The sequence below is a fragment of the Streptomyces sp. NPDC008125 genome (genome assembly GCF_042957125.1).
In the GTDB taxonomy this organism is placed as follows: Bacteria; Actinomycetota; Actinomycetes; order Streptomycetales; family Streptomycetaceae; genus Streptomyces.
Window position 1 is genome coordinate 309,036 of sequence record NZ_JBIBHR010000005.1, and the last position, 20,232, is coordinate 329,267.

At 73.9% G+C, this 20,232-nt stretch carries 12 protein-coding genes; 5 read left to right on the top strand and 7 right to left on the bottom strand.

Annotated features, from left to right (window positions below; translation table 11 throughout):
- The first annotated feature begins 367 nt into the window (after positions 1–367).
- The 3 genes from ACFZAX_RS11360 (at position 368) to ACFZAX_RS11370 (ending at position 4,721) form a co-directional block, all read left to right on the top strand.
- On the top strand, positions 368–1,018 hold the full coding sequence (locus tag ACFZAX_RS11360) for a LuxR C-terminal-related transcriptional regulator (RefSeq protein ID WP_390960848.1): 651 nt from the start codon (positions 368–370) through the stop codon (positions 1,016–1,018).
- A gap of 184 nt (positions 1,019–1,202) precedes the next feature.
- Positions 1,203–2,303 (top strand): hypothetical protein, encoded by a 1,101-nt coding sequence (locus tag ACFZAX_RS11365; protein WP_390960850.1) that lies wholly within the window; start codon positions 1,203–1,205, stop codon positions 2,301–2,303.
- Between the two features lie 585 nt (positions 2,304–2,888).
- The gene (locus tag ACFZAX_RS11370; RefSeq protein WP_390960851.1) at positions 2,889–4,721 is read left to right on the top strand and encodes a hypothetical protein; all 1,833 of its coding nucleotides are present in this window, start codon (positions 2,889–2,891) and stop codon (positions 4,719–4,721) included.
- A gap of 141 nt (positions 4,722–4,862) precedes the next feature.
- Here ACFZAX_RS11370 and ACFZAX_RS11375 read toward each other — a convergent pair whose 3' ends face one another.
- From ACFZAX_RS11375 to ACFZAX_RS11385, 3 genes are all read right to left on the bottom strand, one after another.
- Positions 4,863–4,991, bottom strand: coding sequence for a hypothetical protein (locus ACFZAX_RS11375; RefSeq protein WP_390960853.1), 129 nt, complete (start codon positions 4,989–4,991; stop codon positions 4,863–4,865).
- Between the two features lie 208 nt (positions 4,992–5,199).
- On the bottom strand, positions 5,200–5,445 hold the full coding sequence (locus ACFZAX_RS11380) for a Smr/MutS family protein (protein WP_390960854.1): 246 nt from the start codon (positions 5,443–5,445) through the stop codon (positions 5,200–5,202).
- Between the two features lie 190 nt (positions 5,446–5,635).
- Positions 5,636–7,726 (bottom strand): cysteine/serine endopeptidase inhibitor, encoded by a 2,091-nt coding sequence (locus ACFZAX_RS11385; RefSeq protein WP_390960855.1) that lies wholly within the window; start codon positions 7,724–7,726, stop codon positions 5,636–5,638.
- A 754-nt stretch (positions 7,727–8,480) separates the two neighbouring features.
- Between ACFZAX_RS11385 and ACFZAX_RS11390 the strand changes: the two genes are divergently transcribed.
- Together ACFZAX_RS11390 and ACFZAX_RS11395 are read left to right on the top strand one after the other, a co-directional pair.
- A complete protein-coding gene (locus ACFZAX_RS11390) occupies positions 8,481–11,264 on the top strand; it encodes a hypothetical protein (RefSeq protein WP_390960857.1) in 2,784 nt (927 codons plus the stop codon).
- Positions 11,265–11,317: 53 nt separating this feature from the next.
- Positions 11,318–12,910, top strand: coding sequence for a hypothetical protein (locus ACFZAX_RS11395; RefSeq protein WP_390960858.1), 1,593 nt, complete (start codon positions 11,318–11,320; stop codon positions 12,908–12,910).
- Here ACFZAX_RS11395 and ACFZAX_RS11400 read toward each other — a convergent pair.
- The 4 genes from ACFZAX_RS11400 to ACFZAX_RS11415 form a co-directional block, all read right to left on the bottom strand.
- Complete coding sequence (locus ACFZAX_RS11400) at positions 12,891–15,080, bottom strand: hypothetical protein (protein ID WP_390960860.1); 2,190 nt, start codon at positions 15,078–15,080, stop codon at positions 12,891–12,893. The two genes, ACFZAX_RS11395 and ACFZAX_RS11400, sit on opposite strands and share 20 nt — an antisense overlap.
- A 523-nt stretch (positions 15,081–15,603) precedes the next feature.
- Complete coding sequence (locus tag ACFZAX_RS11405; protein WP_390960861.1) at positions 15,604–17,304, bottom strand: glycosyltransferase family 39 protein; 1,701 nt, start codon at positions 17,302–17,304, stop codon at positions 15,604–15,606.
- A complete protein-coding gene (locus tag ACFZAX_RS11410; protein WP_390960862.1) occupies positions 17,301–18,308 on the bottom strand; it encodes a glycosyl hydrolase in 1,008 nt (335 codons plus the stop codon). Before ACFZAX_RS11410 ends, ACFZAX_RS11405 begins: the two co-directional genes overlap by 4 nt.
- On the bottom strand, positions 18,305–20,002 hold the full coding sequence (locus ACFZAX_RS11415) for a glycosyltransferase family 2 protein (protein WP_390960864.1): 1,698 nt from the start codon (positions 20,000–20,002) through the stop codon (positions 18,305–18,307). Before ACFZAX_RS11415 ends, ACFZAX_RS11410 begins: the two co-directional genes overlap by 4 nt.
- Positions 20,003–20,232 lie beyond the last annotated feature (230 nt).

The following is a 20,232-nucleotide window of genomic DNA, read 5'->3' on the forward strand; positions in this document are numbered from 1 at the left end:
GCTCCCCTGGCTGCTTCCCTCGAACTTGCCCCGACTGAAAGCGGGTTGCGCCGGATTTGCCCGCCTCGCCGTCCTCTCCGCGGGGTCCACCGGCGCCGGGCGGAGGCTGCGCGCCGACGCCCGCCGCTCATGGTTGTCCGACAGTGCACTGCTTCTGCTTGATCGTGCATGGACCACCGGCTTGGGCGGGGCTGATGCCCCGTGAGCTGTGATGATCGGAATCGAGAGAAGAGAGCGCGTACTCCACTGCTCCGTCGGTCCGGCACAACGGGCGGACCTGCCCGATCGGCAAAGGTGCAGATGCCGGGCCGTCAGGGGGATCCGTGCGCTCCTTCCGCGCGGTATCGCGCCCTCGACAAGGAGTCCCATGGCTGATCACACCGACGAAGCGCGCGCCGTCCCGGGGGTCGTCGTACAGGCCGACGATCTCCTCACCCGAGACGGGACGGCCGCCTTTCTGGGCGCGGACAGCCGGGTCGCGCTGCTGGAGGCCGACCGGATCGCCGACGCCGACATCCTGGTCGTCCTCACGGCAGCGGTGAGCGGCAAGACCCTCTCCACGATGAGCCGGGCCAGCCAGGCCACGGAGGGACGGATCCGGATCGTGCTCGTCGCCGACCACATCTCGGAACAGCAGCTCGCCCTGGCGGTCAACCACGGGCTGGTGAGCTTCTTGGTGCGGCCCTTCACCAGTTTCAGCCGGATCCTTTCGGCGGCCGTCGAGGCGCACCGGGGACGCGCCGCCCTGCCGCCGATCCTCATGAACATGCTGCTGGACCGGATGCGCACCATGCAGAAGGACGAGTGCCCCACCGGTCTGCTGCCGGTCGAACTGTCGCAGCGCGAGCTCGATGTGCTCCAGCTCCTGGCGGAGGGGATGGACACCGTGGAGATAGCCAACAAGCTCAGTTACTCGGAGCGCCTGATCAAGAGCGTCATCCAGGCGGTGATCAAGCGGCTCGACCTGCGCAACCGCACCCACGCCGTCGCCTACGCCATCCGTATGGGCATTCTCTGACCGAGGTCGTTCGCCGACCGACGGCGATCCGACCGGAGGTGTCGAGAAGGGTAGGGGTGATGTGCGTCCGTGCAGGCCCGCCCCGTACCGGTCCCTGTGGACACCCGGCCTCCCTAGGCTTCCCGGAGAGTCGTCGACGTGTGAGCGGCTGGGCCGATGACCTCACCACCTGGACCGGGAAGGCATGGAGATGAACCACCGCGAGCCGCAAGGCGGAAACTCCGACGAGTTCGCCGGAGCGCGGGAAGGGCAGGCGGTATGGGAGAGCGAACTGCCCTGGCAGCTCCCGCATCCGGACCAGGCGGGGGAGGACAGCCCGCTCTTCGCGCCCCCCGGGGCACGCACGGCCACCGAGGCGCCGTCCACGGCCTTTGACGCCGACGCGACCGCCATCGGCCCCGTCGCGCACGCTCCGGTCACCGGCGCCTCCGCCGGTACGTCCTTCGAAGGTGAAGCCGAAGCGGGCGCGTCGACGGACCGCCGCACGACCCGCCCCGCGATCGCTCCGCAGCCGGCGGGCGGAGGCCGACGCCGGCGAAGGGCCGGGAGTGCCGGAGGCCGACGGCCCGGCTCGCGCGGACACCTCGCCAAGCCGATCCTGGCCGGCGCCGGCCTGCTCAGCGCGCTGCTGCTGCTCGCGCCGCACCTCTTCGGCAACGACGCGCCCCTGCAGACGGTCAAGGCCGGGGCGCAGGACAGAGAACCGGAATCCGACACCACACCCGACCCGGGCCACCCGGGCGCCGGGAAGGCCTCACCGCGCCCGGAAGCTTCCTCGACGCAGCGCGGCAAGGACACCGGAAGCGGCGGGCACGACGCCATCGTCGAGGTGGCGGCGACCGTGCCCACCGAGTCGGCGAAAGCCACCACCGAGCCCACGGTCGCCCCGCGCGCGACCAGGAGCGTCGCACCCACCAAGGCCCCCGCCCCGACCGTGACGGCTGAACAGTGGACGACCACCGTGGTGAACGGCACCCGTGTGCTGGATCCGGGCCAGTTGTGGTCCACCAACCGCGTCGGCCTGACCTTCCAGGGCGACGGCAACCTGGTGCTCTACGACACCAAGGGCACCCCGCTGTGGTGGTCCGGGACGGTCGGACACGGGGGAGTCAGGGCCGTCTTCCAGGCCGACGGCAACCTCGCCGTCTACAGCCAGGACTCGCAGACCGTCTGGTCCTCGCACACCGAAGGCCACGACGGCGCCCGGTTGGTGCTCCGGTCCGACGGGAACGTGGTCATCGAACAGGGCGGCACCGTGCTGTGGTCCACCAACACCGCGATGTGACGCCCTGGTTGCGGACGCCGCATCGGACACGGCCGAGCCGCCGGGCGCGGACCCACTGTCAGTCGGCGAGGCGGACGTATCAACAGAACCACCTCTCACATCATCACGGTCAATCGGCTTCGTGGGCGTACTTGTCGTGCGTCACACGCCGTCGGAGCCCACCCGCGTCCAGGACCACCTCGGCGAGCGCGGCGGGGACTGCCCGAAGGTGCATGATCCGTGCCCGTCCCCTGCGACATGCCTGGTCGGGCCGCACGCGCGGACAGTCGCGGTGGACTGCGGGACGAACGGGTTCCTAGAGTTGGCCGTCTGTCCCCGCGTGGTGCCGGTCGATCGCGCCGCCCACCGGCAGGGAGACCCGCCTGCACGGAGAAGCCGGTCATGAGTGGCAATCACACACGAGTTCCCGCACCCGGAAAAGGGGTGGCCGCGCGGCCCACACCGGGGCCGCGCCGGGAGCCCGACCCGGCTGCCCCGGGCGACCCGTCCCGCGACGGTGTTCCCGTCCGTGCCGCCGGACGCCATGCTGTCGGCGGCCCCCCCTTCACGGCCCACCGCGCGGGTGAAGCCTGGCTGGTGTCCCCGGTGGGCCCGGCAGATCCGCGTGCCCTCGCCTTCACGGCCGGGCTCGCCCCGGACGCCGAATGCACCGTCGTCGTGGCGGACCTGCCGGACGGTTCGGACGACGCGACCCTGGACCGGCTCGTCCGGGCGGTCCCCGCCGGGACGGACGACCTGAGAGTGGTGTTCGGCAGACCCCTGCGGCGGGACGCCATGACAGTCGCCCGGCGCCTCGCCGAACGACTCGGCCGGACGGTGATCGCCGCGGCGGGCGCCCCGCTGCCCACCCCCGGCGGAGGCCTCTGGGTGGGGCCGGACAGCGGACCGGGATGGATGCGCTGCGCACCCGGGGCCCCGGAGGTGCCTGACTCCCGGGCTTTCCCGAAGCCCTCGTGGGAACCCGCCGTCCCGTCACGCCCCTGGTCGCTCGGCAGAAGCGTGGCGGAGCCCTTGCCCGCCGGTGTCTGGCTGCGGCCCGCGACGGAGGACCCCGACCGCTCCGCCCACTGGGCGCGGCTCGCCGGGGGGCCGACGGTGTCCACCGAGCTGATGACCGTGGCGGTCGGCGCCCCGGGAGCCCCGGCGCTGCCGGTGGCGGACGTCGCCCGCTTCTGGGAGGACCTTCCCCCGTGGCTGCGCCCGGCGGTGCGCTTCCTCTGCTACGGCCCCGCCCGGCTGAGCGGCGGACGGCACCTCGGCGACGTCCTCGCCCAGGCCGTCGGCGAGCCGGTGCGCTTCCTCAGCGGCATGCCGCAGGGCTCGGGCGACGGGGGAGAGGTGCTGCTGACGGGAGCCGACGGCACGCCGGGCCGGCCGCTGTGGGCCCACGAGTTCGTCCACCTGCCCCCGGCCGGATTCCCCGGCCCGCCACCCTCCCCGATCGCGTCGGCTCACCGGTGGCCGCTGGGCGAGCTCCCGGAGATCCGCCCCGGCACCCACCGCCTCGCCGACGACGTCGTCGTCGAAGTGGTCCGCAGCGGCCTGTGGGTGCGGCCGACACCGGCCCCCGCGCACGCCCCGCAGATGCGGGACGCCGACCCCGACCCCGCACACGAACGCGTGCTCTGCGACGCGGGATCGGAGGAGAACCTTCCCCGGCTCCGCCGGCTCGCGCAGGACCTGGTGCGCTCCTTTCCCCCCGGACTGCGCGGCGCGGTACGCCTGGGCACCGGCCGCCCCACGGCCCCGGCCGGCCGGGCGCCCTCGCGGGCCCCGAGGGCCCCTCTCCCCGGCGCGCCCTCCGGGGCCCCGTACCCAGGGCCCATGGGTCGTACGTCCCTCGCGGCCGAGGCGCTGCGTCGAAACCCCGGACTGGCCGACGGTGCTCCGGACCCCGCTGCCGCCCTCGCGGCGGTCCTGCGCCGACTGGCGGGAGAGGGCGCGCCGGAGGCCGCGATGACATCCACGGCCGGGCACCCGCCCGGCCCCACCGAGGACATCCTCCTGGGCAGGGGGCTGCGGATGCTTCCCGTCCTCCCCGGGCCGACCGGTCTGCGGACCACCCTCGACGAGCCGATGCTCCGCTGGTACGCCGAGCAGCCCGTGGTGACCGATCCGTACGCCTGCGAGGCGTCGACGGTGGGCCCCGCCGAGGCGCCCGGCAACACCGTCTTCCTGATCCTGTCGGTGAACGGCCGGCTCACGGATCCGCTCGACCCGCTCCGTCCGGACCGGGTGCTGTTCCTGCCCGGCTCCCGGTTCCGGGTGCTGGAAGCCGGAACCGGGGCCACGGGTGTGGTCATGATGCGGGAGATGGCGCCCGAGGAGTCGTCCATCGACCGCGTGCTCGACAGGACGGCGGTACGGGACCTCACTCGCGCCTGGCAGGACTGGCGGGCGGGGCGGCCCGGCGCCTGACCGACCCTCGTCCATGGAGGCCGCCGAGGCCACCGAGGCCACCGAGGCCAAGGATGGCAGGGCGGGTACCACCAGTACACGGACGTCCTCCGCCTTCGACGCACCGGGCCGGACACCGCACCTGATCCGGCGGCGGGGTACTCAGCCGTTGGTTCGAGAGGTGTCCAGGGACATGGCGAAGTCGACGAGCGTGTGGAAGTCGCTCTCCCGCAGGCCGATCCGCGGGTTGACGTGGTGCAGGAGCCCTGGCCCTTGATGGTGGGCGGTCACATACGTCTGGTCCGGTCCGCTCTGCTCGTCGTGCCCAGCACAGCTCGAAGCCGGGCCCTGCGCGCTGTCGGCCCTGATCAGTGGACGATCACGTCATGGTGCCGAGCCGGCCCCCACTGCCGCGACCAGGCGCTGCAACTCCGCAGCCCGCACCGCTCGGTTCGGCGGTGCGGGCTGCGGGATGCCGCGGTCGGGTGGACGCGGCGAACTACGTGAAGTGGATGACGATACGACCGGCGTTGGCCGGGACCTTCTTCACCTGACGGTAGAAGCGCCGCATGTGTCGCTGGCCCAGGTAGGCCAGGACGTGTGTCATGAGTCGCTGGCTTCCCTTCCCGGTGATGATCTCCGCAACGGACTCACCCGAGCCGTGCGCGTTGAAGACGAAGGAGCGTACGGCCTGGTCGATGTCCCGGTTGTTGCGGAAAATGGGGTGCAGGTCGAGTGATCGCAAGGGGCTGTCCCGTCATCCCGTGGTGGCTTCAGTGTGTGGCGTCGGAGGCGGTGCATCGCAAGGCGGAGGAGCGTCCGCATACTGGATGCATGCGGACGCTCCGGCAACGCGGCGAGGTGCCGTAGTTGTCGTCGCACTCCCACCAGGGATGACGGGACAGCCTATGGCGTCGGCTCCTTCTGCTCGAAGCTCAGTCGTCGTAGGTGGTGGTGCACTTGTCGTTGCTGAAGAGTGCGCCTTCGGTGACGGGGAGGTCGTCGGCGGGGTCCTGGACGACGGTGGTCAGTCCGGTCAGCCGGTCCGCGCAGTCGTGTGCGGCGGAGTCGCTGTCGCCGTCACCGCCGCCGAGGTACATGTCGAGCCAGGTCGTGGCTCCCTCGGGAGCGGTGTCCAGGCTGTGGCAAGGTCCGTTCTGCGGGCTGCCGCCGTCGCCGCAGGCGTCCTCGACGATGAAGTAGCGGCGTACCTTGGGCATGTAGAAACGTGTGCCCGCCGGGTAGTCCAGGGTGTCCTTCCCGCCCTCGACGGTGTGGCCGACCGCGAGGGTGATCGGGTCTTCCCATGTCCCCGTACCGCCGGCCTGGTCGTGGATCACGGGTGCGGAGATCTGCGCACTGCCCCGGGGCGTGTTGTCGAACCACGTGTACCCGGTCGTGAACGCGTTGCTGATCGTCTTCCCCGAACCACCCGAACCGCCCGAGACCACCGCACCCGTACGGCCGGAGGGCGGGACGGTGGACGCCGGCTCGGCGGGAACCCGACGGGACGGCGGCTCCTTCGACGACGACGGCGAGGGGGACGCGGTCGACGAGACCGCCGGGAGCGGGTCGGCCATGCCCTCCGGCAGCGTCGCGGGAACCGTCTCCCGGTCGGTTGTGTTCACGGCGCTGAAGGTCTTCAGGAACTGGTGCTCGCTCTGTTCCGTGCCGCTGCAGTCGTCGGAGAGGGTCCCCGCCGCCGGGCAGGCCTTGTCCCGGCCGAGCGACCAGAACGCCAGCTCCTGGATGCCCTTCTCCACCGCGAAGTCCGCCAGCCGGGACGCGTCATCGGTGGTGAACACCTCGCCCTCGGTGTCGTTCACCCCGACCATCGGCGTGTTCCCCTCCATCGCCCACAGCTCCGCGTCCGACTTGGACGGCCAGATCTGCCCCAACTGCCCGTGCAACGCCGTCGCCGCGTCGATCGCGGCCTGCCCCATGTCCGCCACCGCGGACCCGTAATCCATGGTCATGACGTTCACCAGCGACACCCGTACCCCCGCACGCTCCGCGTCCTGGAGCATCTCCACCCCGTCCGCCTCCAGCCCGGCCACACCCGACGGCAACGTGAACTGCACGTCCAACCGCCCGCCCGCACCCTCGACATCCCTCTGCAACGCCGCCAACGCCTCGTTGCGACGCCCGTTCACCGCCGTGTCCGCCAACGCCGCGCCCTCAAGGTCGAAGTCGATCCGCGACACCCCCAGCGCGTCCACGACCGACCGGTACTGAGCTTCCAACGCGTCCACCGAGTCGCACCCCGAGGCGAGTTCCGTCCCCGACGCACCGCCGAACGACGCGATCACCTCACCCCCCGAACCGCGCAATCCCTCGATCGCCGACAACCAGCCCTCGTCCGTCACCGGCATGTCCCCGTTGAACATCGCCTCACACCCCCCACCGTCCAGCACGAAGCCCAACGTCGCGTACCGCAACCCCGCGGCACGCGCCTCCTCCAGAACCGACGGCGACCCCCACGTCTCCACGTACGGCGCCGCGAACCGCGACGGGAAGGCCGAACCCGTCGCGAGCGGAGGGTTCCCCGGGGCGAGGCCGGGGGAGGACGAGGTCGAAGAGGACGGGCGAGTGATCTCCCTGCCGTCGTCGGTGACGAACTTCCAGGTGATGCCCTGGACGAGGCCCTTTTCGAGCGGTGCGAGCTGCTCGAACGCCGTCTGGCTGAGGTCGAGATGGTCGGCGGCGCAGGAGGGGCACTGATCCCTGACGGGCACGGTGATGGACTTGCCCTCGTAGGACACCTCGACGGAGACGCCGTCGCAGATCGGATCCTCGTTGGGGTCGTCGGTCGTCCACCACGCGTGGGACACCGCCACGAGGTCCTCGGTCGCGGCGTCGACGACGTCTCCGCAGGCGCCGTAGCCGCTGGCGTTGTAGTACGTCATCTGGCCGGTCATCTCCTGGTTGCCGGCCGGGTCGTCGGCCAGGGCCAGGGACACACCGCCCAAGGTGACGGCCAGCAGCGCGACCGCGCCGCCCGCGATGATCCGATTCCGGAAGGACACGGTTTCTCCTGTCGGGGTGGTGAGTCGTCGGTCGGCCACCGCTCGGCCCCGGGGAGCCGGGCAGACGCGGAAGCCGTTCGGGGGCCCGTCGGGCACACAGGGCGGGCCGGGAGTGCGGAGCCGGGGGTGAACGCCGCGCCGGGCCGATCATGGGAGATCGGGGGAGGGCGCGACGAGGAAGCCTCGGTCGTCTGCCCGGCGAGCCACTGACTGCGCCTCTTCGGCCACCGTGTCGCCGTGCCGGGCCGGAGCGGGGTGGGGCGTGCCGTGCCGTGCCGGGCCGGGGCGGGGCGGGCAGTGCCGGGCCGGGCGGGGGCGGGATCGCGGTGCCGCCGTCGACGCCGTGGCCACTCGTGCACGACCGGCCCGCAAAAGGGCAGTGCCCCGCCACCGGCCTTGTGGACCTCCGGGGATCTCTGCTGCGATGGGCCGGGTCGGGTGCGGCTTCCCGTTACCGGGGGCCGCGCACACAGGACGGCGAAGACGGCGAGCGGTGAGAAGGCATGAGCGAGACTCCCGGCCGGCTCACCGGCCGTCGGCACACCGGCCGTCGTCACACCGGGGGACCCCTCCCGCGCCGCGCAGGTACGGCCACCGGCGCCGACTCCGGCCCGTCGCCCGCCCCACGTAACCAGCCGCCCTCACCCGGGTGCGGCCGACGCGGTGAGGGCACGACGTACGGGGGCGGTACGCCGTGCGCCGGCTGAACGGAGGACTGAGCCCCCTGCGGACGCTCGCCGCGAAACTCGGGGGCGTGCCAGGGGCGGCTGACGCCGGGCCCGTCGTGCTGCTCGCCTCCGACACCGACGAGTCGGCCGGTCTCACGGCGACCGTCGATGCGCTGCGGCACGAGGACCCGGACCATGCGACCGTGGTGGTCGCCGCGGGACTTGAGGGGTCCAGGGCCCTCTGGCGACAACTCACGCCGGTACTCGACGGTTTCAGGAAGTCCGGCATCACCGCCGTACGGCTCGTGTGGGCGGGCGCGGGCGCGGACGAGCCCGGGCGGCCCGCCCCCGCGCGGCGGATCCGTGACGACTGGCGGCTGGAAGTCGTCGCTCCCGCCGGACCGGTGGTGGTCGCGCCCGGCGGAACGCTGTTCGCACCGTCCGGAGCCGGCGGTACCGGCGGGTGGTGGCGTTTCGCCCCCGGTCTGGGGCCGCAACCCCTGGGCCTGCGCCATCCCGTACCGAGCTGGGAGGACGCCGCCGCGCACCTCGCGTCCGACTCCGTCGACGGCCATGTGGTCGAATCCGTCCCCGCAGGCGTGCTGATCCGCCGGGCCGAACCGCTGCCCCCGGCCGCGCTGTCGGTCGGCGCCTCCATTCCCGTGGACGGGCACCGACTCGCGGTCGTGGTCGGCATCCCCGGCGCGTCCCCGGTCACCGCCCGGGCGGTCACCGAACTTCTGACCCGGCTGCCCCCGCGGGCCCGGTCCGCCGCCCGGCTGATTCCCGGAGACGGGCGCGACCTGCTCGCCGCCGGTCAGGGAGCCGCCGATCTGCTGGGCACCGAGGTGGAGGTCGTCAGCGGCGTGCCAGCCCTGCTGGAATCTGCGGACGGCGTGGAGACCCAACCGGCCGTAGTGCTCATCGGACCGGACGGCGAACCGTCGTGGCGGCCCTACGCGGAGGCGGTCGCCTGCCTGCCCGCCCAGGACGGACGTACCCCCGCACCGCGCATCGTGCGCCGGCGGTCCCCCGTCGCCGGTCCGGCCCCCCTGCCCGAGGGCGGGGCGATGCCGTTGGGGGACCGGTGGGGGGTCGTCGTCACCCGCGCGGGGCTGTGGGTGGGGCCCCGCGAGGGCTCCCGGCCCGAGGCCCTCGGCCTGGTGCTCGACCCGGACACCATGGTCGTCGACATCGGCGTCCCCGGACGACCGGTGGACGACGGGCTCTGGCCGGTGCTCGACACCTTCCTCGACGAGCTGGAACCGGCCGTGGTCGAGCGGACGACGCTCCACGTGAGGGGTGCGTGGACCGCGCAGGGCGGGCGGCGGGCCCGGCGCCTCGCCGACCGCCGCGGGCTGTCCCTGGAGTACGACGAGGGTCCGTCCGCCGAGCACGACACGACGGGCACGCCGGGGACGAGGGAGGGGGACGCCTCGGCGCGGGAAGCGGCGCGGATGGAAGCGGCCCGGAGGGAAGACGCTCCCGAAGTTCCCTGGCACGCCTCGCCGATGAGCGTACGCATCCGGCACGTGGCCGTGCACCCCCCGGCCGCGACCGGCGATCTGCCCGCCTCCGTCGCCGGGGCGGCCGGCGGGCAGGCGGTGCGCCTCACGTCGACGGCCGGCAGCGGAGGCGGTGAGTCGCCCTCCCCGTCCGCAGACGGTCCGGTGGCCCCTTTCCCGGCCTCTTCCCCGGCACGGGTCGGGGGTCCGACCGCACTCGGAGTGGGGATGCCCGCCGGCCGGATCGCGTTCACGGCACCGGCAACGGCGGCCCGGGCATCGGCGGCACCAGCTCCGGTACCGGCGAGCGCGGCAGTCACCCCGGGTGCTCCCTCCGCTCCCTCCACTCCCTCCGCTCCCTCCGCGTACGGTGCCGGAGCCCCGCTGCCGCCGGGATTCGCCGAGGCGTTCGCCGCCAGTCGCCCCGGCGGAGGCCGGCCCGCCGGCGGGCCGACCGGAGGCGCCGCGTCGCACAGGGCACCGGCCGTCCCGAAACCGCCCCGAGCCGCCTTTCCGGCGGCGACGCCGGGCACGCCCACAGCACCGAGCCCGCCCTCCTCTCCCCCGCGTTCGGCCGCCCTTCCCGCGCCGGTCGGTCCCCTCCACCGGAGCGGTCCCGCCGAGCAGCAGGCGCTGCGTGCGCTGGCGGGGGAGCAGTGGTGGCAGCAACAGGCCTCGGTCGCACGCACGCTGACGGTGATGCCGGGGCTGCGCGGGCAGGACGAGGACGACGCCGTACTCGCCGACCTGATCGCCGTACGCTCCTTCCTCACGCTCGACGACTCCCCGCTCGGCCGGCGTTGGCTGGAACGGCAACTGGCGGCGGGGTCCGCCGACGCCCACCCCAGCCTGGCCGGTCTGGCGTCCGGTCTGCGGAGGCTTCCGTCGTACCGGGGGATCGTCGTGCGCGACATGGCGGCGTTCTCCCCGGAGGCGACGGCCCTGACGGCCGGCAGAGAACTGTGCCACCCGGGGCCGGTCGGCGCGTACGTGCTGGAGGGGGCGCCGGCATCGGCGGGCGACCGGTATCTGATCTGGTCGACGACCGGTCGTAGGGTGCGCAGCCTGAGCGGGGCCGCCACGCCGCCGGGACAGTGCGAAGAGGTCGTCTTCGGCCCCGGCACCCGCTTCCGGGTTCTCGGTACGCAGGGTGGGCCCGGCGCCTCCACGGTGCTGCTGCGCGAGGTGGCCCCCGGCGACCCGGTCGCCCGCCCCGGTGAACAGGACGCGTCGGACCGAGGCGTACGCGAGCAACTGTCCGGGGCCGCGGAACGCCACCCCATGACCGAAGGTGCCGCGGCCTGGCCCGAACGGTTCTCCGGCCGGCTCCCCGAACGGGCCCAGTACCGGGACGACCACGTCTGATTCCGCGGACCGGCCCCGCTGCGCCGGTCGCACCCATCGCAGAGGAGAACAACATGTCCGCCGATCGCAGGACGCCGCGGCGCGGCACACCGCCGGAGGCCACCGACCAGTTGCGGATGCGGCGGGCCGTCGTGCTGTCCGCTCCCTCCGCCGACCCCGGCCCCGGTCGCGAGACAGATGCCGGAAACCGGGGGACCGAAGGCGCGCGCCGCGAGGGCCGGAACCCAGGGCGGCCGGAGGGACACGGGCGTGGCAGGCCCGACGGACCCAGGGGCGGTACGGAGGAAGGCGCGCCCGCGCCCGCCAAGGGCAACCACCGGCCGATGCTCGCCGCCGCCGCGGTGGCCGGTGCCGTCCTGGTCGCGTTGCCGTTGGCCCTGAGCGGAAACGACAAGAACGACCACGAGCTCGACTACGAGGCATCGGGCCGCGAAACCGCCTCCCCGCCGGGCAGCGGCCCGAACTTCACCCTCGACGTGATGACGCCCCCGCCCTCGGAGGGAACACGCGTCCACGAGGGCGACGAGCGCGACCACTCTTCCGGGTCGTCCCCGCGCTCCTCGACGTCCGCGCGGTCGGCGTCCCCCTCTCCCGTCGCGTCGTCGTCCGCCCCCGCCATCCCGGTCTCGCCCCGGAAGGCGTACCAGGGCCCCGGTATACGCGCCCCGCACGCCTCCGTACAGGAGAGCGTGAGCCCGTCCACCGGAACGGCCCGGTCCACGACACCCCGGCCCGAGCCCTCCCGGGTCCAGGTCGCCCGCGTCGAGGCCGAGGAGCCGGACACCGCGGCGACCGTCGAGCCCAGCCGGGAGCCGGCCCCCGGGCCGAGCACGGGACAGGGCTCCGAGCCCACGACGGGGCCCGCCACCCCGTCGACCACTCCCGTGCTGCTGTCCGCACGGACGGCGGAGCCCGCGGCGGCATCGGACCTGACGGCAGGTCAGCAGCGCTCGGAGGAAGGGCGCGTGGAGGAGGCGCGTGCGGAGGAGGCGCATGCGCAGGTGGTGGCCGCGCCGGAGGTGCAGGGGGCGACAGTGCCCGAGGGCGGGCCCACCGGACCTGTCGGGCCGAACGCCCCGACCACGTCCACCGGTCCGAGCACGGCAGCCGATCCCAGCGCGCCGACGGACCCCCACGTTCCGACCGATCCCGGCACGCCGATGGACCCCTCCACGGCGACGGGCCCCGTCACACCGACCGTCCAGACCCCGCCGACCGGCCCCGCCACGCCCACCGTGCCGACCCCGCCGACCGTCCGGACCACGGAGCCCCTTCCCGGTGGTCCGGACGCGGGGGCCACGGCCCCGGAGACCGCGGGTGACACGGTCGTACAAGCGACCCGGGTGCTGGAGGCCGGTGGGACGATCGAGTCGGAGCGGGCCGCCCTCTCCATGGGCGAGGACGGCAACCTGGTCGTCACCGACGAGAACGGCCTCGTCCGCTGGTCCTCGCACACCGAAGGCCAGGGCCACAAGGCGGTGTTCCAGGCGGACGGCCACCTCGTCGTCTACACGAGCGACAACCGGACGGCCTGGTCCTCCGGCACGGCGGGTCACGACGGTGCCGAGCTGGTGCTGCAGAAGGACGGCGACGTGGTGATCGAGCAGGACGGCACCGTCCTGTGGGTCAGCGGAACCGCCCACTGAGCGCGACCGGCCGCCCACCCGCGACCGGCCGGTCCGACACGGCAGCGGGACCCACCGGAGCGGTGGAACCGGTCGCACCGGTGGGTCCGGTCGGCCCGGCCCGGCCGCCCGCGCCTTCCTGACCGTCCGCGCCGCCCGCACCGCTCAAAGCCCCCGGGCCGTCCGGCGTGGGCGGCGTCGCGAACGGGTCCCGGGCCGGACCGCGCACCATGCCGCTCTCCTCGTCCTGGCGCCAGATCCGCAGCGCCGCCACGAGTTCGCGCAGGGCGGCCTCCCCGGTGGCGCCGGCCCCGCAGAAGCCGGCGGGCGGCAGTTCGCCCATCAGCACCACCGCGCGCCCATCCGGCCGGGCACGCACCTGGAGGACCTCGAACCGGGTGCCGGGCGGGAACAGCACCCGGTCCGGCTGCTCGGGCTCCAGAAGAGCGGTCCGGCGACCGGTGGTGGAGCGGATGAGGATGTCGGTGTTGCCGGGGCGGCCCGGCGTGCCCGTGAGGGACGCGGCGCACACGTCGTACGCGGTGGCGAACCCGTGCTCCCGGTACCGCTGGACCGCCTCCGGGGCCAGGTCGGCACGCAGGGCCACCACCCCGGCGTAGGCGGGGAGCAGGGCCAGGGCCGCCGGCGCGGGCGGGTCGGCCGTCGGCGGGGCGGAGGCGTGGGCGCGCCCGGACTCCTCTCCACCCGGCCGGGCGCGGACGGTGAACCGCGTCCGTACGGCGGCGAGTCCGGCGCGCACGGTCTCGGGCGGCAGCACTCCGCCCAGCCCGGGCTCGCGGCGCAGCGCCAGGTCGACGACCGCGGCGTCCGCGGGCGACCCCGGGGCGGGGCCGGGGCGCCCGGCGGGAGGGGCGGCGGGAAGCCCGGGTCCCTGACCGGCGGCCGGCGGAGCAAGCGCGGCCAGGGCGGGCGCGGCCAGGGCGGGCGCGGCAGCCGGGACGCGCGGCCGGGGGATGCCGGCCGCCGGCCGCCAGGGCCGGCCGGCGCTCACCACGCGCACCGGCGGGCCGCCCCGGGAGGACAGCCGCCCGAGAACGTCATCGGCCAACTGCCGCAGCCGGGGCAGGAGAGGGGGGACACCGTCGTCGCAGAGGATCAGCTCGTGACCGGGATGGGCGGGAGCCCCGCGTACCGCGTCGGCGTCGGCGGGTTCGGCCGACGGGCGGATCCACAGCCCCCAGGGCAGCACTTCCAGGACCGCGCCGGACCCGCCGTGGTGGAGACCCTGGCGGAGCATCGGCAGATGGTCCAGGGGCCAGCGGTGGTCCGTCGCGAACGCGGGATGCGGCGGTCCCTCCGGCTCCGGGGGCAGGTGGAGGAACTCCCGGGCCCGGACGGGGCGTCCGGGTGTTCCGTCCGGCGCGAGGAACAGGACCTCGTCCGACAACCCCCGGCCGACCAGCGGATCACCGGCCGGGAAACCGTTGTAGACGTGCACGGCTTCCCCGGTGAGGGCGGCCAGGCGCCGGCCGAGGGGCGGGGTCCCGAGGCCGCGGCCGGAGCCGTACGCCAGCACGCGCGGCGCGATGCCCTCGGGCAGGTTCCGCCAGAAGCGCGCGAGGTCCTCCGCAGCCGGTTCCGGTGCGCCGGGGGCGCCGATCACGACGGTGGGCGCGTCGGCCCGGCACCGCAGCCGTGCCGCGAGCAGGCCGCGGTGCCGGTTCTGGGCGGCGTCCTCCCGTACCGGGCGCAGCCACACCCCGGCCGCCACCGGCTCGGCGACGGCGGCCGGTCCCACCGGCAGCGGGCGGCCCGGCAGGCCGGCGTCCCACGCGGGCCGGGGGAACCTGCGGGAGACGTGGTGGACCTCGCCTTCGGGTGTGCACAGCGCCCAGCCCCGGCCCCGGTCCGCCCCGATGAAGAGCGTGCCTCCGGCGGAGGGGCGCAGAACACCGTCGGGCACGACCACGTGCCGGCCCAGGCGCCGCGCCAGCCGCCGGCCCGCGGGCGCGGCGCCCCGGGCCGGTGTCCGGCCGAACACCACGCGCAGACCGTGCGGACCGGCGGGCACCGCCCGGGCCAGCGCCTCCTCGACCGAGTCGAGCGGCGCCCCGGGCGGGAGGTCCACCACCACCAGGGCGTACTCGGGGTCGGGGGCCAGACCGGCGGCGAAGAGCAGGGACTGGCGGTCCGGGCCGGCGGCCGGGTGCACCAGCCAGGCGTTGCCCACCCGGCGCACTCCGAGGCGCGGGGCGGGCGCCGTGGTCCTCGCGGCTGCTTCGGCAGCTGCCGGTGTCCGGGCTGCCGAAGACTGCGCGGACGGTGCCTCGGCCGGTGGTGCCGAGCGGGCTCTCGACGGCAGCCAGGGGCGTCTTCTGCCGCCCGCGCCGCCGTCATGGTTCTGTGCGGTCAAGTGCCGGTCCGGCAGGGTGCGGAACCGTGGGAGGCGTACCGTCCGGCGGTGAGCCGGGAGCCTGGTGCGCCGTCACCAGCGAGGGGGGACGAGGGTCGGGGTCCGACGGTCCTCGTCACCTGACTGCGTTTCATCCGCGGCGTCTCCGTGGTCGTGCTGAGGCCTCGCGGCCGTGCGGGGAGCTGTCGGCTCCGGCGCGCGATGCCCTGGAACCGATGATAGGGAAATCGGCTGCCGTCGACGGGGTCGGTGCCCTTCCGGGAAGTGTCCGTGCCCCTCGGTGCAGAGGCAGGTCGCACTGCTTGCGGCCACCGGGCCTCGGAGCCCGCGTCCGCCGGAGTCACGTGGACGACGCGGGCGCGGCGCGCAGGGGGAGCCAGATCTCGAAGTGGCCCGCGCCCACCGAGGTGCGGTAGATCAGGGCGGTGGCCAGCCGGTACCGGCCGCTGGACCGCATCTCCTCGCGGATCAACGTCTGGATCTCGCCCGGCTGGTCGGACCAGTCCAGTACGACGCCGTCGAACCAGCCGTCGTCGATCGCGGCCCGGTAGCCTTCCGGCCCGTCGAGGTGCCGGCCCTCCCGCCCGGTGTAGTCGATGTAGTAGATCGACGTCCACAGGGTGTAGTCCGTCAGCCCCCGGCCACTGAGGTAGTAGACCGGCCCTTCGTGCGGCTGGCCCAGCCACTTCTGGCCGGGCCGCACGTTCTTCGCGAGCTCCGGTACGAGGCGGCTGGTGTCGGGCCAGACGCCGTAGTTCTGGGCGGACTGCGACATGCCGAAGGTCAGCGCCAGCACCCCGACGGCGATGACCACCTGCGGGAAACGGAAATGCGCCCCCATCAGGCGGTTCAGGCCGACCCCCGCCATCGGGGCGGCGAACAGCAGACCGTAACCGATGTGCTTGTGCAGCGAGATGCTGGTCTGGAGGTGGATCTGGTAGGCGGGCGCGAGCAGCGCGGTGCCGGTCAGGAGGATCCCCAGGGCCAGCCGCCACCGGCGCGGCGGTGCGGCCCACACCCGGCCGGGGACCTCGCCGAGTCCCGCCCGGCGCGTGTACAGCACCGTGCCGAGTCCGGCCAGGGCGAAGAGCAGCCCGCCCCACCGGGCGCAGTCCCCCAGCAACTGCCCCAGCGAGGCGGTGCCGTGGGCGCGTTCGGTCGTGGTGCTGCGGATCGCCTCCAGGTAGTCAGTGGTCAGCAGGCCGGCACCGAGCAGGAGACACACGCCGGCGGTGAACACCACGCAGCGCCGCAGCGCCTCGCGCCGTCCGAGCCTCTCGTGGGCGACGAGCACCAGCAACAGGGCGACGGTGGGCAGATACAGCGCGGACGCGTACTTCACCCCCACCGTGAGGGCCGCCACCGGGGCCGCGGCGAGCGGCAGCGCCCAGTGGCCCGGGGCGACCCGGACGAGAATCCACGCCGTCAGCGCGAGCAGGAAGAGCGCCATCGCGTCGTACGTCGCGAAGTTGCCCAGGAACAACGTCGACTGGGTGACCGCGAAGACGCCCGCCGCGAGCAGCGCGGTGCGTTCGTTGAAGAGCCTGCGGGTGAACGAGTGGAGCAGGCCCGTGGAGCCCAGCATGAACGCCAGGCTCATCAGCCGTACCCCGGTCAGTCCCGCCGCCGAGTCCACCCAGGCGGCCAGCACCGGGTACAGGGCGGGCGACCCGGAGAAGTAGCTCGCGAAACCGCCGTATTCGGGCATGCCGTGGAAGAGGTGACCGATCATGGCGTGCCCGGCGTAGACGTAGAGCGCCTCGTCCTCGAAGGCGCTGTTGTGCAGACGCAGCGACAACAGGGCCTGCACCAGCAGCAGACACGCCAGCAGGGCGCGGCTCACCCAGGTCCGACGGCGCCCGGGCTCCGGGGACCACCCCCTGTCGGGCACTCGGCCCAGCACCCAGTCCGCCCGGGTGATCTCGTCGAAGGTGTACCCGGGGGCCGGCTGCGGGCCGCGTACCGCCGGCACCCGTATCTGCAGGGTCGACTCGGGGTCGTACCACCCGGTGGTACCTCCGGGAGTCCCGGTCGTCGTCACGGGCGCCTCACGTCGAAGCCGAACCGCGGGTCGGCGACACCGCGGCGGAAGGCGGCGAGCGCCCCGGGACTGCTGTCGATCCGCCAGTCGGTCCCGCCGGGAGCGTCGTTCGCGTCGAGCCAGACGAAACCCACGACGTCACCGCGGGTGGTCACGGCGCGCACCAGGTCCGCGACGTCCGCGGGCCTGCGGTCGCCGGGCGGGGCGGCCGTCCCGGCGACGAGCACGGGGATACGCGTGAAGGCCCGTGCCTCCGCCACGGAGGGGCCGAACAGGGAGGCGTACGTGTGGGGGCCGCGTTCGGTGTAACGGCCCACCAGGCCGAGCCAGTCGGCGTAGGCGTCACCCGGGTAGTACGGCTCCAGCCGCACCGACGGCTTCACGGCCACCGTGGGGCTCCACACCCACACGACGTTCGACACCCCCATGTCCTGGAAGAGGTCGTGGACGTGCCGCCACGCCCCGACGAACTCCTCGGCGCTCGCCCGGCCCGCCCCCCACGGCCGCCCGCCGTCGTTCATCCCGGGGGCGAAGGCGAGGGCGACCGGCACGTTGAGGTCGCGGAGCGCCTCCGCGACGTGCCGGACGTAGCCGTCCTTCGCGCCCGCGGCGATCTCCCGGAGCGTCGTCCTGAAGGGCTCCCAGGAGAGGTACGGCAGCACCCGCTGCTCCCAGACGGCCAGTACCCGGTCCCGGGGGAACTCCTCGTCCCAGGTGAAGCTCTGGGCGAGCAGCGTGGGCGCTTTGCCGGTCCTCCCCGACCACAGGGCGAGGTAGCCCGGCGTCACCGGCTTCCCGGCGAAGGAGACCCCGAGGTACTTGTGGTCCCCCCGGGGCCGGATCAGCCAGGTGACGTCGAACGGCACGTACGGCGCCGTCCGTTCGTCCGCTCCCTCCCCGCCGGCCCCGATCGGTGCCGTACGGCTCGGCGCACACCCCGCGGTCGCCGCCACCGCCGCGCCCGCAGCCCAGCGCAGCAGGCCCCTGCGGCCCACCCGGCTCACGCCGGTACCGACTCTGCGAGGCGGCCGGGCACGGACGACGTGTCCGGCCCGGCGGAGGCGATCGCGCCGGGCCCTTCCTCCTCCTCGGGACGCGGCAGGACCAGGACCCGCACCACGGCCGCCGCGTAGAAGAGCCCCGAGGCGAGCGGCAGGGCGAAGTCCTCCGGCACCATCGTGTCCATCCGCCACAACGCCGCCCCGATCCAAACCGCCGTCGACGGCACGGTCCACGCCCAGACGCCGATCCACAGACGACGGGTGTTGTTGCGGCGCGCCCCTCCCGAACCGGTCGGCTGCCAGCCCATGGGGCGCCGGCGCAGCACGTCCCAGATCGCGAAGACGTGCGACCAGCTGTAGAGGACCCGCGCCGCCCACGCCTCCAGCCGGTACGGAGTGCGGTGCCACAGCGGGTACACGACGACGAGGTAGAGCACCCCCGGCAGCACGAGGCGCATGTCGGTGAACTTCACCTGCTCGGGAAAGAACAGCAGCAGCACGGAGACGATCAGCGGCCCGGTGAACAGGAGCAGGGCGGACTCGACGTAGTACACGAACCCGGACACGTAGCAGAGGCGGCTGGCGAACCGCATCCGTACCCTCCAGAAGTCCTGGACGCTGCCCAGCATGCTCATGGACGCCATGCACCAGCGGTACTGCTGGTTGTAGTACGCCCCGACGGTGTCCGGGCACAGCCCGGTCGCCAGCGCCAGGGGCACGTAGCGCAGGTCCCAGCCCCGCGCCCGCAGGTCGAACCCGGTGTGCATGTCCTCGGAGTGCTCGATCAGGCTGGTGCCGCCGACCTCGGCGAGCGCGGTACGCCGGTAGACGGCGCAGGAGCCGACACAGATGGAGCCGTCACTGCTCTGCCGGGACACCTGCACCGAACGGTAGAACAACTCCTGCACGGCACCGGCGCCCCGCTCGATCCAGTTCTGCTGGTCGAGCACCCGGAAGTACTGCGGGGACTGCACGATCCCGCAGTCCGGGTCGGCGTCCATGTACGGCAGCAACTCGCCGAGCAGGTCGGTGCGCGGAACGAAGTCGGCGTCCAGGATCAGGATGAACTCGGCTTGCGAGTGCGCGAATCCGTACCGCAGGTTCCCCGCCTTCTTGTACCAGCCCCGGTCGGGCCGCACGAGGTACCGGAAACCGAAGTCGTCCGCCATCGACGCGACCTCCTCGCTGTCGGAGTCGTCGAGCACGAGCGGAACGACCTGGCCGGGATACGCCTCCACCAGCCGCCGGAGGTGGGTCCAGGTGTTGTGCAGCACCTCCAGCGGTTCCCCGCACACCGGCAGGAACACATCGACCGACGGGTACTGGCGCGGCGACCACGCCCGCACCAGCGCCCGGTGCGCCCCGATGTCGAAACTCGGGCTGAACAGCTCCAGCCGCAGCGAGATGAGCACCCCCAGCACCGACAGCAGCAGGACCGGCGCGAAGAACCAGATCCACGGCCCGTGCCGGGCGGAGTCGACCTGGCTGTAGAGCACGCACGCGAAGCCGAGGAACGACGCGGTCGTCAGCAGCCAGGTCCGGCGCACCACGTACGCGTACTTCTCCCGCTCGTCGGGCGGGGTCGGCAGCAGCCCGCCGGGAGCCGGCGGACGCACCGGCCTCCCGCGCCCGGGGCGGCGCGCCCGGCGGACGGGCCGAGCGGCACCGGTGGCGTGGACAACTCGGACTGCAGCCATGATGTCGGGCTCCAAGGGCGGCTGATGTGGTCGCTGCCGTCCGCGCGGGCCCGGGAAGGCCCGGCGCCGTTCGCCCGGCAGTACGCCGGACACGCTAAGGAGCGGAGCGGGCCGGTATGCACGCTCGGCCCGAACAGGGCCCTTTGGTGCAGGACTTGTGTACGGAGTGCCACCGGACCGGTACGCCCCACCCGCTGTCGGCGCCACGACCGACGGCGTGCGCACGTCCC

What these genes read in the sequence shown, in the direction of transcription:
- ACFZAX_RS11360 (WP_390960848.1), top strand. Translation starts at nt 368, where the DNA reads ATGGCTGATCACACCGACGAAGCGCGCGCCGTCCCGGGGGTCGTCGTA.
- ACFZAX_RS11365 (WP_390960850.1), top strand. Translation starts at nt 1,203, where the DNA reads ATGGAGATGAACCACCGCGAGCCGCAAGGCGGAAACTCCGACGAGTTC.
- ACFZAX_RS11395 (WP_390960858.1), top strand. Translation starts at nt 11,318, where the DNA reads ATGTCCGCCGATCGCAGGACGCCGCGGCGCGGCACACCGCCGGAGGCC.
- ACFZAX_RS11415 (WP_390960864.1), bottom strand. Translation starts at nt 20,002, where the DNA reads ATGGCTGCAGTCCGAGTTGTCCACGCCACCGGTGCCGCTCGGCCCGTC.